Origin of the sequence: uncultured Algoriphagus sp., assembly GCF_963974835.1 — a bacterium.
Taxonomy (GTDB): domain Bacteria; phylum Bacteroidota; class Bacteroidia; order Cytophagales; family Cyclobacteriaceae; genus Algoriphagus.
The window spans coordinates 109,549-124,545 of record NZ_CAXBET010000009.1; the positions used below are offsets into that span (position 1 = coordinate 109,549).

Annotated in this window: 14 protein-coding genes; 9 read left to right on the forward strand and 5 right to left on the reverse strand. The window is 40.0% G+C overall.

Annotated elements, in window-relative coordinates; genetic code table 11:
* Positions 1 to 8 precede the first annotated feature (8 nt).
* The 5 genes from greA to rsmA all read right to left on the reverse strand — a co-directional run bounded on the left by greA (position 9) and on the right by rsmA (position 4,725).
* Positions 9 to 482 carry a transcription elongation factor GreA gene (greA, locus tag AACZ73_RS16555; protein ID WP_339879557.1) on the reverse strand — a complete coding sequence of 158 codons (474 nt, stop codon included), beginning with the start codon at positions 480 to 482 and terminating at the stop codon, positions 9 to 11.
* Positions 483 to 696: 214 nt separating this feature from the next.
* Positions 697 to 1,407 carry a DUF421 domain-containing protein gene (locus AACZ73_RS16560; RefSeq protein ID WP_339879558.1) on the reverse strand — a complete coding sequence of 237 codons (711 nt, stop codon included), beginning with the start codon at positions 1,405 to 1,407 and terminating at the stop codon, positions 697 to 699.
* A 228-nt stretch (positions 1,408 to 1,635) separates the two neighbouring features.
* Entirely contained in the window at positions 1,636 to 2,571 is a 936-nt protein-coding gene (locus AACZ73_RS16565) for a 2-hydroxyacid dehydrogenase (protein WP_339879560.1), read from the reverse strand.
* Between the two features lie 14 nt (positions 2,572 to 2,585).
* Positions 2,586 to 3,953 carry a magnesium transporter gene (mgtE, locus tag AACZ73_RS16570; RefSeq protein WP_339879561.1) on the reverse strand — a complete coding sequence of 456 codons (1,368 nt, stop codon included), beginning with the start codon at positions 3,951 to 3,953 and terminating at the stop codon, positions 2,586 to 2,588.
* Entirely contained in the window at positions 3,940 to 4,725 is a 786-nt protein-coding gene (gene rsmA / locus AACZ73_RS16575) for a 16S rRNA (adenine(1518)-N(6)/adenine(1519)-N(6))-dimethyltransferase RsmA (RefSeq protein WP_339879563.1), read from the reverse strand. The genes mgtE and rsmA overlap by 14 nt, the downstream gene beginning before the upstream one ends.
* 121 nt (positions 4,726 to 4,846) lie before the next feature.
* Between rsmA and pdxA the strand changes: the two genes are divergently transcribed.
* From pdxA to AACZ73_RS16620, 9 genes are all read left to right on the forward strand, one after another.
* Positions 4,847 to 5,869 (forward strand): 4-hydroxythreonine-4-phosphate dehydrogenase PdxA, encoded by a 1,023-nt coding sequence (pdxA, locus tag AACZ73_RS16580; protein WP_339879564.1) that lies wholly within the window; start codon positions 4,847 to 4,849, stop codon positions 5,867 to 5,869.
* A gap of 109 nt (positions 5,870 to 5,978) precedes the next feature.
* Entirely contained in the window at positions 5,979 to 6,548 is a 570-nt protein-coding gene (locus AACZ73_RS16585; RefSeq protein ID WP_339879566.1) for a DUF177 domain-containing protein, read from the forward strand.
* Positions 6,549 to 6,566: 18 nt separating this feature from the next.
* The gene (gene rpmF, locus AACZ73_RS16590) at positions 6,567 to 6,758 is read left to right on the forward strand and encodes a 50S ribosomal protein L32 (protein WP_057938136.1); all 192 of its coding nucleotides are present in this window, start codon (positions 6,567 to 6,569) and stop codon (positions 6,756 to 6,758) included.
* A 229-nt stretch (positions 6,759 to 6,987) separates the two neighbouring features.
* Positions 6,988 to 7,986, forward strand: coding sequence for a beta-ketoacyl-ACP synthase III (locus tag AACZ73_RS16595; protein ID WP_339879568.1), 999 nt, complete (start codon positions 6,988 to 6,990; stop codon positions 7,984 to 7,986).
* 28 nt (positions 7,987 to 8,014) lie between these two features.
* Complete coding sequence (gene efp / locus AACZ73_RS16600; RefSeq protein WP_339879569.1) at positions 8,015 to 8,578, forward strand: elongation factor P; 564 nt, start codon at positions 8,015 to 8,017, stop codon at positions 8,576 to 8,578.
* Between the two features lie 96 nt (positions 8,579 to 8,674).
* On the forward strand, positions 8,675 to 9,151 hold the full coding sequence (gene accB, locus AACZ73_RS16605) for an acetyl-CoA carboxylase biotin carboxyl carrier protein (protein ID WP_339879571.1): 477 nt from the start codon (positions 8,675 to 8,677) through the stop codon (positions 9,149 to 9,151).
* Positions 9,152 to 9,175: 24 nt separating this feature from the next.
* Positions 9,176 to 10,525: an acetyl-CoA carboxylase biotin carboxylase subunit gene (gene accC / locus AACZ73_RS16610; protein ID WP_339879573.1), complete on the forward strand. Its 1,350-nt coding sequence runs from the start codon at positions 9,176 to 9,178 to the stop codon at positions 10,523 to 10,525.
* Between the two features lie 698 nt (positions 10,526 to 11,223).
* Positions 11,224 to 13,536 carry a PSD1 and planctomycete cytochrome C domain-containing protein gene (locus AACZ73_RS16615; RefSeq protein WP_339879574.1) on the forward strand — a complete coding sequence of 771 codons (2,313 nt, stop codon included), beginning with the start codon at positions 11,224 to 11,226 and terminating at the stop codon, positions 13,534 to 13,536.
* Between the two features lies 1 nt (position 13,537).
* On the forward strand, positions 13,538 to 14,992 hold the full coding sequence (locus AACZ73_RS16620) for a DUF1501 domain-containing protein (RefSeq protein ID WP_339879576.1): 1,455 nt from the start codon (positions 13,538 to 13,540) through the stop codon (positions 14,990 to 14,992).
* Positions 14,993 to 14,997: the final 5 nt, after the last annotated feature.

Consider the following 14,997-nt stretch of genomic DNA (forward strand, 5'->3'; position numbering starts at 1 on the left):
GGATTGAGTTAGAAAGTGATATCTAAAATTTCGAATTGGAGAGTTCCTGCCGGTGCTTTAACTTCAGCGATTTCCCCTATTTTTTTACCTACTAGACCTTTTCCGAAAGGTGAAGCTAAAGAAATCTTACCCGCCTTTAAGTCAGCTTCCTCTTCAGAAACTAACGTATAGCTTACAGTCATTCCGTTTTTCACATTTTTTATTTTCACGGTAGTCAGAATACCTACCTTAGTGGTATCCAGTTGAGAACTGTCCAAAATCCGGGCATTACCCACTACAGCTTCCAACTTTGCGATCTTCAATTCAAGGTGGCCCTGAGCATCCTTAGCTGCATCATATTCTGCATTCTCGCTTAAGTCACCTTTGTCTCTAGCTTCTGCTATTTGATTGGAAATATCCGTTCTGCCTTTTGTCTTAAGCATTTGAAGTTCGTCCTTCAATCTTTTCAGACCTTCTTCAGTATAGTATTGTATTGTTCCCATATTCTACTCTTCTATTAATTAAGCCACAAAAACAAAGTAACGGTCGCAAGACGTGACCGTTACCTTGTTGTTAGCTTGTATTTGAACTACAAAGATAACAAAGCTTTGAAACAAAGCAAAGCAGGAATTTCATTCTTCACTAAGCATGAACCCCTTATGAAACGGCTAAAAATCAATATGCAGCAAAAAGTAAAACGATTTGGTAAACGCTAAATCATTTTAGTCTAGGTTCCTTTTTAGCCGCAATCCATTCTTTCTCTCCACAAACTTCGCAAGTGATACTGTCAGGGTTTTCCGGCTTAGTTTCCCCGCAATGCTTACAGCAATAAACTCCTCCATTATGAAATGTAGTGACTGGAAAATCATAAATATCTGGTAGAATTGGTAACCCAAAAATCACCTTTTCATCAGAGTAATAGAAAATACTTAGATCTCCTGAAGTCTCCAGATAGGCGAATTCCACCTGCCCCAGATGAGATACGCTATTTTGCCTAAGCTGGGAAAATAACTCATCGTAAGCCAAAGATTCCTTCCGGAATGATTTGTAAAGGATTTTACCATTCTCTATCAATTTCACCGGTTTCCCTTCTACAAATTCTTCTACCTTCTCATATCTACCAGTCAGGTAAGTTATGAGTTTATATAGGCTGATCACAACTATGAAAACTAAAATAGCCGGAAGCAAGGCCACATCTTCATAAAACATGGGGTCGCCAGCGGCAGATCCCAATGAGATAATAATTGCCAGTTCAAAAACAGAAAGCTGCTTGATTCCCCGCTTGCCAGACATCCTTAGTACCAAAAGCACAATAAAAAACATGACAACTGAACGCACAAAGACTTCAGCTAGGAAAGCGTAAGGAATATCTTCACCAATCAAAAGCCTCCTTGCGTCAAAAAGATTTAGAGATTCATTGGATTCCATAACGTGTAAAATATAAGTTGATATTCTCCCAGCACAACAGCTGTTTGTTATCCGAAATATAGGTTCTTTGATGTGACTTTAAACCTAAATTTTACACTATGATTTTGATTGATAGCTTTTCTTCAATTGAAATTAAACCTAACTCAAAATCCATTAAAAAATTCTTAAAAAAATTTATTTTAAATATCTGAGATCCAAAAAATCAAAGTGATTAATTGAGTATTTTAATCACTGACTCTTAAAGTTTTTCTTTATTTTTTTTACCAAGACTTTGTTGATCTTTTCATAAGATTCATATGTCCATCCTGCCACGTGTGGACTAAATAATACATTGTCTCTAGCTGCCAGTTTTTCAAATTCTTCTTTTTGCTCTGAGGTAAATTTCTGAAACTTTTCATTTTCCAATACATCCAGTAGAGCTCCTCGCAAAATACCCTCATCCAGTGCTTCATTTAATGTCTTGAAACTAATTACTTCTCCCCTAGCTGTATTGATCAGCCAGAAAGGTTTTGCAAAACTTTTTAGTTCTTTCATAGTAAAAAAGCCTTTAGTCTCTTGAGTTAGTGGTACATGGATACTCAGAATATCCGCTTCAGCTTTTAGCTTTTCCCACATGACCTCCTGAACGAAATTATCCCCAAAATCCATCTTGTATTTGTCATAAGCGAGGATATTGACTTTAAAACCTTGCAATCTATGGGCAAAGGATTTCCCCATATTTCCATAGCCCATAATGCCTACGGTTTTTCCCATAAGTTCGTGGCCGCGATTTCCCTCTCGGTCCCAGATGCCTTTTCTTACTTCCTGATCTGCTTTTTTAACATTGTTGAAAAGAGCCAATAACATCCCTACTGCATGCTCCGCCACGGCATCACGATTTCCTTTCGCAGCATGAAAGAGTTTAATCTCCCTTTCTGCCATGTAATCCAAGTCTATTTTATCTAGTCCAGCTCCTGCCCTTCCAATAAATTTTAAATTTTTGGCGCGTTCTAGCAGCTCCTTGTCCATAGGAGTCTTGGAACGAATAATAAGCCCATCGTATTCAGCAACGGTTGCCAAGATTTCTTCACGGTTGATTTTGGGCAAATAAATAACTTCATGCCCTATCTTTTGAAGCATAGGCATGATGCTTTCGTGCATTTCGTCAATGATAAGAATCTTCATTTTTTTGAAAGGAATTAAATGTTCAATAAGGACATGGCTACTAAAAAATATACCGCTAGACCAATAAGATCATTTGCTGTAGTGATAAATGGACCTGAAGCTAAAGCTGGGTTTATACCCACTTTGTCAAGAATAATCGGTGTGATAGTTCCCATAAATGATGCAAGGAGCACAACCGAAAATAAAGCGATGGAAACAACCATTGCAAAGGAAACATCAGTTTTATAGAACAGCACGACCACTCCAAAAACGAAAGTTGCCAGAATCAATCCATTTAGAATCGCTACTAAGAGCACTTTGAGAAACCTCTTTGCTAAGGAATCATCGAAAATAGACTTACTGGCAAGTGATTGCACCACAATGGAAGAAGTTTGAATCCCAACATTTCCACCTGTCGCTGTAATTAAAGGTATAAAAAATGCCAGTGCAGTTACCTTGCTAAGGCCTTCTTCAAAAAAGCCTATGAATCCGGCTCCCAATAAACCACCGCAAATACCAATTAACAACCAAGGTAGTCTGGCTTTGGAGAGTTTGATTACACTGTCATATTCATCGACCGTATCCGAAATACCCGTCATCGCCTGTATATCTTCTTCAGCTTCTTCACGGATTACATCCAGAATATCATCCACTGTAATCCTACCAACCAATTTATTTTTGCTATTCACCACAGGTAGTGATTCCAAATCGTACTTACGCATGATCTCCGCTACCTCCTCCTGATCCATATAGGTAGGTACAGAGATTACTTCCTCCTCATAGATATCCTCAATCTTTGTGTCGTCAGAAGCTAAAACTATCCGCTTCAGAGAAACAATTCCCATCAGTTGTTGCCTATTATTTACTACGAAAATGGAATAGATTTTACTTACATTTTCTGCCTGTCGCCGAATCTCATTGATCGTCTGAACAACATTCCAGTTTTTATTTGCACGAATGTATTCCTTCGCCATAATCCCCCCAGCTGTATCTTCATCATATCTTAACAGCTCGAGGATCTGATCGGATTTTACTTTATCCTGAAAGTGGCTGATGATGTCTTCCCGCTCTCTTTCCAAAAAAAGATTAAGAATATCCGCACCATCATCGGAATCCATTAACTCGATGAGATTGGCCATTTCCTGCACTTCCAGTTCCTTCAGGACCCGGTGCTGATTGGTGGCTTCCAACTCAATAATAATATCCGCGGCTAACTGAGCATCCAATACCCGAAGCACGAAGATGGATTCTGCCATCGACAACTCATCGAGAAGTGCTGCAATATCAGCCACATTTACCCCATCCAAAGACTCCTGAATGAAAGTCAAATCTTCTGACTCAATTGCCTCTTGCAGGCTTTCTAAGTATTCTTTCGAAAGTTCAAATTGCTTAATTATTTCCACGGGAAGCTTCGATAGTCTGAGTTAAAAATATAAAATCGGCCACATCCAGCTGTTCGGCTCTTAAATCCAAAATGGGATTTGAATTAAAGTCAGCAGGGAGACTAAAAGGTTTCATGCAGTTTCTGAGCGTTTTCCTCCTGTTTCCAAAACCTGCTTTTACTACCTGTTTGAAAAGCTTTTCGTTGCAATCCAATTTGTCTGTAGCATTTCTTGTAAGGCGGATCACTCCTGAGTTGACTTTGGGAGGAGGGTCGAAAACATGTGGCGGAACAGTAAATACATATTCTATATCATAATATGCCTGTAGGAGTACTGACAATATTCCGTAGTCTTTATTTCCTTTTGGCGAAGCTATTCGCTCAGCTACTTCCTTCTGTAGCATACAAACCACTTCAGTTACCTGATCTTTGACTTCCAATACTTTGAAGAAAATCTGGGAAGAAATATTGTATGGGAAATTTCCTGCGATGGCAAACTTATCTGGAAATGCTTCTTCAAGATTCATTTTAAGGAAATCTCCTTCAATGATCCTATCTTCCAATTCCGGATATTTTTTATGAAGGTAGACTATTGATTCTTTATCTATATCTATGAGATGCAGATCGAGATTCACTTTCAAAAGGAAATCAGTAAGCACTCCCATACCAGGACCTATTTCCAGGACTTTAGATACTCCACCATGCCCTTTGACCGCTTGAGCTATTTGCTCCGCAATACCCAAATCGGTCAAAAAATGCTGTCCCAAGTGTTTCTTGGCTTTGACCTTTTCCATCGACTAGCTCAGATAATTTTTTATAAATTGCGAAATCAAAATTAAGATAATAATTCTAAAGGACTAGCTAACTGACTCAGGCTTGACCAAAGCTTAACAACTAGCCCACATAATATTTTATATGCATCAACGAAAGATCAAACCCATTATCGGGATAAGTATTGGCGACATCAATGGAATCGGTGTGGAAGTCACCATGAAAGCTTTGCTGGACAATCGAACCTATAAGTCCTTCACTCCCTTGATTTATGCTCATGGAAAAGCATTTACTTTCTATAGAAAAGTTTTAGGGTTGGATGATTTTAATTTTTCCCAAATCAGAAGTATTGACGAGATCCAACACAAACGGATCAATGTCATCAACGTAAGCGAAGATTGTCCTGAGGTAATCCCTGGAGTAGAGACTCATGAGGCAGGGAAATTTGCCTTGGCAGCCTTGAGAATGGCTGTAAATGATCTGAAAGAAGGAAACATACAAGGTCTGGTAACAGCACCACTGAATAAAAACAATGTTAATTCAGAAGAATTGCATTTTATAGGTCATACAGAATTCATCACTGAAGCAGTAGGATCCAAAGAAAGCTTGATGCTGATGGTTGCTGAGCAACTCCGTGTCGGCTTAGTCACTGGTCATGTTCCTTTATCAAAAGTGGCAGACAATGTAACTCAGGAGCGAATTATCCAAAAAGCCACTATTTTGCTAAACTCACTGGAAAAGGATTTTGGCATCAATAAGCCAAAAATCGCAATTCTTGGCCTAAATCCACACGCGGGAGAAGATGGACTTTTGGGTGAAGAAGAAGAGCAAATCATCAAACCTGCAATTCACACCTTAAAGGATCAAAACAAAATGGTATTTGGCCCCTATCCCGCTGATGGTTTTTTCGGGATGGCTCATCAGACAAAATTTGACGGGATATTAGCTATGTATCATGATCAGGGATTAGTACCTTTCAAATCCATGGCGTTCAGCACTGGAGTTAACTTTACAGCAGGATTGCCTATTGTGAGAACTTCCCCGGACCATGGCACTGCGTACAATATCGCAGGTAAAAATGTCGCAGACGAAGGCTCTATGCGCGCTGCGATTTTCTTAGCATCGGACATTATTCAACAACATAACCCGCAGGAGTTAGAGGATTAAGAAGGAAAACCAGAGATTTATTGAATTAAACCAAAGATTATTTCAAGATCTCTTTCATCCTTTTATAATTATTCACTATTTTTGCGGTCTTAAATCGAGAGGAGGTATCGTGAAATTCTGGAGAACATTTGATATTGAGGTCATTAAGTTCCTCGAAGGCATCCACGAAATTGACTTCGAAATTGGAGATTCATTTTTCCAACACTTCGAAGACAATGAATTAGTCGAAAAAGGCAAGCTGACCGCACGGGTCATCATGAAAGTCGGAGCAAACGTAATTGAAATGGATTTTCATATTGCAGGAACAGTCATACTGACTTGCGATAGAAGTCTGGAGCTATTTGAACAACCTCTGGATTTTCATGAAAAGATGATCTACAAATACGGAGCGGAAGAAAAAGAAATCGATGAAAACGTCATTATGATTACTAGGGATACTCCCAAAGTCAATGTCGCTCAGTTGATTTACGAATTTATTTTATTGGCTTTGCCTCTGAAAAAAATTCACCCGGATTACAGAAACGAAATGGATGATGAGGAATACGAAGGAGAAGGAATCTACGCTTATATAGATGGGCAGGATTCCAGCAGCTCGGAAGATGATTCAGAATCCGATGAAGATAATACACCAGTCGATCCTAGATGGGATCTTTTAAAAAAGTTAAAAAACAAGGAATAATCATAAACCACGCATAAAATGGCACATCCTAAACGAAAAATTTCGAAAACCAGAAGAGATAAGAGAAGAACTCATTACAAGTTAGAGGCTCCAGGTTTGGCTAAATGTCCTACTACAGGCGAAATGCACCTTCCGCACAGAGCTTTCTGGTTGGACGGTAAATTGTACTACAAAGGACAGGTTATCATCGAAAAAGAAATCTTGGCTTAATCAGCCACATAAATCTGAAAAAATCCATTTGCTAATTGCAGATGGATTTTTTTGTTTTTACCCTTATTCAATCTCCGTATTAAGTAGGGCTATTACTTTCCATTGATGGATTTCTTTTGGTTCAGAATGACAATTGTAATATTTTTGCCTTCCTTACAGGATAGAAAACATCCATAACATACAGCTCGAGATGATTATGATTTGATCATCTTAGCTTAAACCCAGCATAATGGACAAACTCAGAGCCATGATCACCGGAATACAAGGATACGTTCCGGAATATAGGTTGACTAACAAAGAACTTGAGAAGCTTGTAGATACGAACGACGAGTGGATCGTCTCAAGAACAGGAATAAAAGAAAGAAGAATACTTAAAGGAGAAGATCAAGGCACCTCTGTAATGGGAGCCGAAGCTGTAAGAGGTCTTTTAGAAAAAACCGGAACGGATCCCCTTGATGTGGATTTGATCATTTGTGCAACAGTGACTCCTGACATGCCATTTCCTGCCACAGGTAATTTTATCGCAAATCTAGTCGGTGCAAAAAACAGCTACAGCTTTGATGTAGGTGCTGCCTGTTCCGGGTTTTTATTTGCATTGCAGATGGGAAGTCAGTTTATACAGACAGGAACTCACAAGAAGGTTATCGTGGTAGGAGCAGATAAAATGTCTTCGATAGTTGATTACACTGACCGTGCTACTTGTATTCTTTTTGGCGATGGAGCTGGCGCTGTAATGCTGGAACCTACCACAGAAGATTACGGTATCATGGATGCTATACTGAAATCTGACGGATCAGGCGCTCCTTACCTTCACATGAAAGCCGGAGGCAGTAATAGACCAGCAACACACGAGACAGTCGACGCCAAAGAACACTTTGCTTATCAGGAAGGCTCTACAGTATTTAAGTTTGCTGTAACTAATATGGCAGATGTTAGCGCCGAAATTATGCAGAAAAACAACTTGACTGGTGAAGACATTGCCTGGTTAGTCCCTCATCAGGCTAATATGAGAATTATCAATGCAACGGCGAACCGTATGGGGATCGGATCCGAAAAGGTGATGATGAATATAGAAAAATACGGGAACACTACTGCCGCTACCATACCACTATGTCTGTGGGATTACGAAAGCAAATTGAAAAAAGGTGATAATTTAATCATGGCAGCCTTTGGAGGCGGATTTACCTGGGGTTCCATTTATCTAAAATGGGGCTACGACCCAAAATAATTTTATTAAAACAATACGATAATACTTTATGGCTAGTACCGCAGATTTTAAAAACGGACTTTGTCTGGTGATGAACAATGATATCTACACTATTGTAGAGTTTCAGCATGTCAAGCCTGGCAAAGGTCCTGCATTTGTGAGAACAAAAATGAAAGGAATCACTTCTGGGAAGACTCTTGATAAAACTTTCAGTGCTGGGGAAAAAGTAGAAACTGCCAGAGTGGAAAAAAGACCACATCAGTTTCTCTATGCAGATGACATGGGTTATAACTTTATGGACACTACCTCTTTTGAGCAGATTTCTATTGACGAGAAATTAATAGAAAGAGCCAATCTGCTGAAGGATGGTCAACTGGTGGATATTTTGATTCATGATGAGACTGAAACACCACTTGCAGTGGAGCTTCCTCCTTTCGTAGAATTGATGATTACCTACACAGAGCCCGGCATCAAGGGGGATACAGCGACAAATGCTCTAAAACCTGCTACCGTGGAGACAGGCGCTACAGTGATGGTTCCATTGTTCGTAGAGCAAGACATTCTTATCAAAGTGGATACTCGGGACGGTTCCTACTCAGAAAGAGTAAAATAACTTAGTTAAGCTGTCTGATTTCATTAAATTACACAGCTTTATTCTTTTAAAAAATCATTCTAAAATGCCTTTTGGCACACCTAAATAAATAGACCTATGAAAGCAAAAGAGATTCAGGAGTTGATTGATTACATCTCCAATTCTGGTTTGGCGGAAGTTAAAATCAAAACTGACGAGTTTGAACTTTCTATTAAAAAATATGCTGATTCCTCTGCCCCTAGAATGGTGGAAGCTCCCGCACCAGCTCCTATCGCAGCACCAGCCCCAGCTCAACCGGCAACACCACAAGCTTCGGCTCCTACTCCTGCAGCAGAGGCGGCTCCATCAAATTTGGTAGAGATCAAATCCCCAATGATCGGAACTTTCTATCTTACCTCAAGCCCGGATGCTGATCCTTTTGTAGCAGTGGGAGATACTGTAAAAGCTGGAGAGACAGTGTGCATAATAGAAGCAATGAAGCTTTTCAATGAGATCGAATCTGAAATTTCAGGGAAAATCGTTAAAATTTTGGTGAGCAATTCTACGCCTGTAGAATATGATCAGCCCTTGTTCCTTGTAGATCCAGCGGGTTAATTTTTTAATTAAAAATAAATAGCTGTGTTTAAAAAAATACTAATTGCCAATAGAGGCGAAATTGCACTCAGAATAATCCGTACCTGTAAAGAAATGGGGATTGAGACTGTGGCTGTCTACTCTACTGCGGATAAAGATAGTTTACACGTAAGGTTTGCTGATGAAGCAGTTTGCATAGGTCCGGCACCGAGCCGAGAATCCTACCTAAACATCCCAAGAATTATTGCTGCTGCAGAGATTACCAATGCAGATGCTATACATCCAGGATATGGATTCCTTTCAGAAAATGCAGAATTTTCTAAAATCTGTGAAGAGTACGGAATCAAGTTTATAGGTGCCAGTGCTGAGATGATCAATCAGATGGGTGACAAGGCTACTGCCAAAGCAACCATGAAAGCGGCTGGTGTTCCTACCATTCCAGGTTCAGAGGGAGTTTTGGAAACTATGGAGCAAGGCATCAAGCTTGCCAATGAAATGGGATATCCAGTTATCCTAAAAGCAACCGCCGGAGGTGGTGGACGAGGAATGCGTATTGTGAAGGAAGAAGCTGGTTTCAAAAAAGCTTGGGACGACGCAAGAATGGAATCCGGTGCAGCCTTCGGAAACGACGGCTTGTATCTTGAAAAATACGTTGAAGAACCTCGCCACATAGAGATTCAAATTATTGGAGATAAAACTGGTAAAGCATGCCATCTCTCAGAAAGAGATTGCTCTATTCAGAGAAGACACCAGAAATTAGTTGAGGAGACCCCTTCCCCATTTATCACTGACGAACTTCGTGAAGCTATGGGAAAGGCTGCTATCAAAGGCGCTGAAGCTATTGGTTACGAAGGAGCCGGAACCGTGGAATTCCTTGTCGATAAGCATCGCAATTTCTTTTTCATGGAGATGAATACCCGAATTCAGGTAGAGCACCCAATCACTGAAGAAGTTACAGATTTCGACTTGATCAAAGAACAAATCAAAGTAGCAGCTGGTGAGACGATTTCCGGAAGAAATTACTATCCAAAGCTTTACGCCATGGAATGTAGAATCAACGCAGAAGATCCTGCTCATGGTTTTAGACCTAGTCCAGGTAAAATTCAGAATCTTCATATTCCTGGTGGACGTGGAGTTAGAATTGATTCGCACGTATATGCAGGCTATGTCATTCCTCCTAATTACGATTCGATGATAGCCAAGCTGATAGTCAGTGGCCAATCAAGAGAAGAAGTAATCGTGAGAATGAAAAGAGCTTTGGAGGAATTTGTAATTGACGGTGTAAAAACTACAATTCCTTTCCATATCGCATTACTGGAAAATGAACAATTTAAGGAAGGTAACTTCACTACGAAATTCTTAGAAGACTTCGATTTCTCTGTAATCAAAGGATAATCAATAGTTACCTCAATTGAAAAGCTGCCTTTAAGTAGGCAGCTTTTTTTGCTTATATATCATCTGGACCAATAGGTCCATGCTAAAGTGGCACCCAAGCTTTCCGTCTAACTTTGATATACTCTATTTGATTTATAGGAATACGAATGGCCTTAGGTTGGTTTAACTTTTTGCCTCCATCCTTCCATACTTCTCCAAAGAGATACCCTCCCTCTCCTCTAGCAAAGACCAAGTAGGCCATCTTCATACCCTTTCTTGCTACTTTTATTTCTTCACCTTCCAGAATGTTTTGAAGTCCTAGGATTTCATCTGCAAGTTCAGGAGTCTCAATTATATACTTTGGATTAAGACTGTTGTGATTTTTGTAAGCCTTGCAGGAAGTTAGGAAAAGAATAGATTGTTAAAATGAAAAATGAAGCTCGTTTTTTCATTGCCAATTTTAGCCTTTGTTTAATCTAAACTTCTAATTAGTAAAACTATAGAACCTAAAAAATAAAACTTACTTCTGCAAAGTAGATGCTTGAAATTCATTAATTGCAAAATCTAAAATTTGCAAAACTTTCTTTTGTTAAATGATATTTTCACTTAAGTTATTGCCATTCAATTAAAAAACGAATTCAAAAATCTTCTGATCAGGATGCTATTTGTCCAAATTATCACTAGTTTGAAAATGTTTTAACCAGTGATCTGACCCAAAAATGACTTTCCCCACTATCAATAGACTTTTGGCATTAACTTGCCTCGGATTCACGATTTTTAGTTGTAATACAAAGCAGTCCAGCGAAATACAACTTTCGGAGATCGAACAGGTCAGCTACAACTTCCATATTCGGCCTATACTTTCTGACAAATGCTTTGCTTGTCATGGTCCGGATGCAAATAAAAGAGAATCAGATCTTAGGTTAGATACAGAAACTGGAGCTTTTGCAGCTTTGAAAGATGACCCCAGTCAATTTGTAATTAAGCCAGGCAACCTAGAAGAATCTACTGTTTATCATAGAATCACTTCCGAAGACCCAGGAGAGCTCATGCCTCCGCCAGAGTCAAATCTTGCCTTATCTAACACGGAAATAGAGCTAATCAAAAAATGGATTGAGCAGGGTGCCAAATACGAACCACACTGGGCTTTTGTACCAGCAGAAAAATCCCCTCTTCCTGAAGAAACTGCCTGGACTACAAACGAAATTGATCGCTTTACCTTAAAGAAAATGAAGGAAAAAGGCCTTCAGCCAAATCCAGAAGCTGAGCCTTATGAATTAATTAAAAGAGCAAGTCTAGATCTTACAGGCTTACCTCCTAGCCCAGAAGTATTGGATAAGTTTGGTGATTTCTCAGGAGAAAATTCTTATGAAGATTTACTGGATGGATTACTTGCTGATCCAGGTTTTGGAGAAAAACTAGCTATACTCTGGATGGATATATCCCGATATTCAGATAGCTACGGTTATCAGGATGATAATATCCGCACGCAGTGGCCATACCGTGACTGGGTGATTCATGCGTTCAATGAAAACATGCCATATGATCAATTTGTCACCTGGCAACTTGCTGGAGACCTTTTGCCAGATCCTAGCAAGGAACAAATATTAGCAACTGCATTCAATAGAAATCATAAGTACACTGAAGAAGGTGGTGTAATAGACGAAGAATACAGAATCGAGTACGTGCTGGATAAAACCAATACGGTAAGCAAGGGACTTTTAGGAGTCACTATGGAGTGCGCTCAATGTCACGATCACAAGTACGATCCTTTCTCGCAGAAAGAGTATTATCAGATGTTTGCCTTTTTTAATAATTCTCCTGAAAAAGGATATGAAGGTGACGTCTCTCAATCAAAGCCCGCTAAAACCCCGATTCTATGGGTGGACCAGGAAGATCTTTCTGGGGTAATGAGTTTCATTAACTATTCTGACACTACTAAACTGAGTGTTTCAGTAATGGGAGAATTAGAGGAACAAAGACCTACCTACATTCTGGATAGAGGTGTTTATGATGCTCCAACAGTGGAAGTTGAGCCATCTACGCCAATTTCGATCATGGAGTTCTCTCCAGAATTGGAAAAGAACCGTTTAGGACTTGCCAATTGGATTACTGACAAAAAGAATCCGCTGACTGCCAGAGTGTTTGTTAATTTGATGTGGCAGGAGATTTTCGGCCAAGGAATTGTCAAAACTGCTGGTGATTTTGGTATGCAGGGTGATCTACCGACGCACCCAGAACTTTTGGATTGGCTGGCAGTTGATTTCATAGAAAATGGCTGGGATATAAAAAGGTTGATGAAGCAAATACTCACCTCGTCAACCTACAAGCAAAGCGCTGTTATCACAGAAAAGCATCTCAACACCGACCCAGCAAACCTCTACTTAGCAAGAGCTCCCCGACTTAGACTACCTGCCGAAAACATTCAGGATTTGGTATTGGCTAGTAGTGGATTGCTTGTAAGAAAGCTTGGTGGACCTAGTGTTAAGCCTTATATGCCAGAAGGAATCTGGGAGGCTGCCACTTCTGGAAGAGGTGTATTGGCAACCTATGTTCAAGACAAGGGAGATAAGCTTTATAGAAGAGGGTTATACAATTTCATCAAATTAACTGTGCCCCCACCAAAAGCTATCATTTTCGATTCGAGCAATCGGGATCGATGTGAGATTGGTAGAAGCAGAACAAATACCCCACTACAAGCACTAGTAATGATGAATGACCCTATGATTTTGGAGGCATCCAGAGTCTTGGCGAGTAAGATGTGGGAGGAAAATAAAGAAGAGGAAAAAGCAATTGCGACCTCTTTCAAACGCATAGTTTGTAGGGATTTAACAAGTAAGGAGATGTCTATCCTACTCTCCTATTATGAAGACCAATTAAATCGATTTAATGAAAATCCAGATCAGATTCTTTCGACTTTAAGCGTCGGAGAATATCCTCTGGAAGAGAAAAACATAAACCCAGAAACTGCAGCGCTCATGCAAGTAATTGTAAGTATTTACAATCTGGAAGAAACTATTACCAAGAGCTGATATGGAAAAGGAAATATTAGAAGAAGGGATGAATCACAACCGTAGAAAATTTCTATCGAGACTTAGTCTTGGAGTAGGAAGTCTTGCATTGGGTTCATTATTGGTACCTGATCTTTTCTCAGGAAAATCAGAGGCAGAAGATGCCATGATGAATGCATTGCCTCACTTTGCTCCAAAAGCCAAAAGAGTGATTTATCTGTTTCAAAATGGCGCTCCAAGTCAACTGGAATCTTTTGATTACAAACCAGAATTGATCAAAAGAATGGGAGAAGAACTTCCTGAGTCCATTCGCGGGACTCAAAGACTAACAGGAATGACTGCTGGTCAATCTTCTTTCCCATTAGTTGGGTCTAATTATAAGTTTAATCAATACGGAGAATCAAGGGCTTGGATTTCAGAAGTTTTCCCACATACAGCTGGAATAGTGGATGATATCTGTATTGTGAAATCCATGCACACAGATGCCATCAATCACGACCCGGCACTTACATTTTTCCAAACTGGAGCTCAGGTTGGAAACCGTCCGAGTATGGGGTCTTGGCTGAGTTATGGTTTGGGATCTGAGAACAGCAACTTACCTGCGTTTTCTGTTCTACTGAGCCGAGGACGTGGAAATGGCCAAGGTGTGTATTCTAAACTTTGGAGCAATGGCTTTTTGGATGCTACTCACCAAGGCGTTCAGTTTTCAAACTCTGAAGACCCGGTCCTATATCTGAAAGATCCAGAATCAATGAGTCGCTCGGAAAGACGCAAAATGATTGATCAGATTGCAGCCATGAATGACATTAGCATGCAGCAATTCAATGATCCTGAAATAGCAGCTAAAGTGAAGCAGTATGAGATGGCGTACCGTATGCAAACTGCTGTTCCGGAAATGACTGATATTTCCAAAGAGCCAGAGAGCATCATCAAACTTTATGGACCAGATTGTTTGGTTCCAGGCACCTATGCTGCCAATTGTCTTCTTGCGAGAAAGCTTTCTGAAAGCGGTGTTCGCTTCGTGCAGCTCTATCATCAGGGTTGGGACCAACATGGCAATTTGCCAAATGAAATGCGCCTACAAGCTGAAGACGTAGATCAAGCATCTGCTGCACTAATTACAGATCTCAAGCAACGAGGTTTATTGGATGAGACACTAGTTATCTGGGGTGGTGAATTTGGAAGAACTAACTACTGTCAAGGAAAAATACAAGTTGACAATTACGGTCGTGATCACCATCCTAGAGCCTTCTCTATTTGGATGGCCGGCGGCGGTGTGAAGTCAGGAATGGTCTATGGGGAGACAGACGATTTTGGTTACAATATTTCCGAAAACCCAGTTCACGTACATGATTTCCAAGCAACAGTCCTTCACTTGATGGGAATCGACCACGAGCGAATGACCTATAAGCACCTAGGACGTAGATATCGACTAACGGATGTCTCAGGTAAAGTTGTAAAAGACATAATTGCTTAAAATCA

Coding starts and splice junctions, on each gene's coding strand:
- AACZ73_RS16560 (WP_339879558.1), bottom strand. CDS start 1,407: ATGGAATCCAATGAATCTCTAAATCTTTTTGACGCAAGGAGGCTTTTG.
- greA (WP_339879557.1), bottom strand. CDS start 482: ATGGGAACAATACAATACTATACTGAAGAAGGTCTGAAAAGATTGAAG.
- AACZ73_RS16615 (WP_339879574.1), top strand. CDS start 11,224: ATGACTTTCCCCACTATCAATAGACTTTTGGCATTAACTTGCCTCGGA.
- pdxA (WP_339879564.1), top strand. CDS start 4,847: ATGCATCAACGAAAGATCAAACCCATTATCGGGATAAGTATTGGCGAC.
- accB (WP_339879571.1), top strand. CDS start 8,675: ATGAAAGCAAAAGAGATTCAGGAGTTGATTGATTACATCTCCAATTCT.
- rpmF (WP_057938136.1), top strand. CDS start 6,567: ATGGCACATCCTAAACGAAAAATTTCGAAAACCAGAAGAGATAAGAGA.
- AACZ73_RS16565 (WP_339879560.1), bottom strand. CDS start 2,571: ATGAAGATTCTTATCATTGACGAAATGCACGAAAGCATCATGCCTATG.
- AACZ73_RS16595 (WP_339879568.1), top strand. CDS start 6,988: ATGGACAAACTCAGAGCCATGATCACCGGAATACAAGGATACGTTCCG.
- AACZ73_RS16620 (WP_339879576.1), top strand. CDS start 13,538: ATGGAAAAGGAAATATTAGAAGAAGGGATGAATCACAACCGTAGAAAA.
- efp (WP_339879569.1), top strand. CDS start 8,015: ATGGCTAGTACCGCAGATTTTAAAAACGGACTTTGTCTGGTGATGAAC.
- rsmA (WP_339879563.1), bottom strand. CDS start 4,725: ATGGAAAAGGTCAAAGCCAAGAAACACTTGGGACAGCATTTTTTGACC.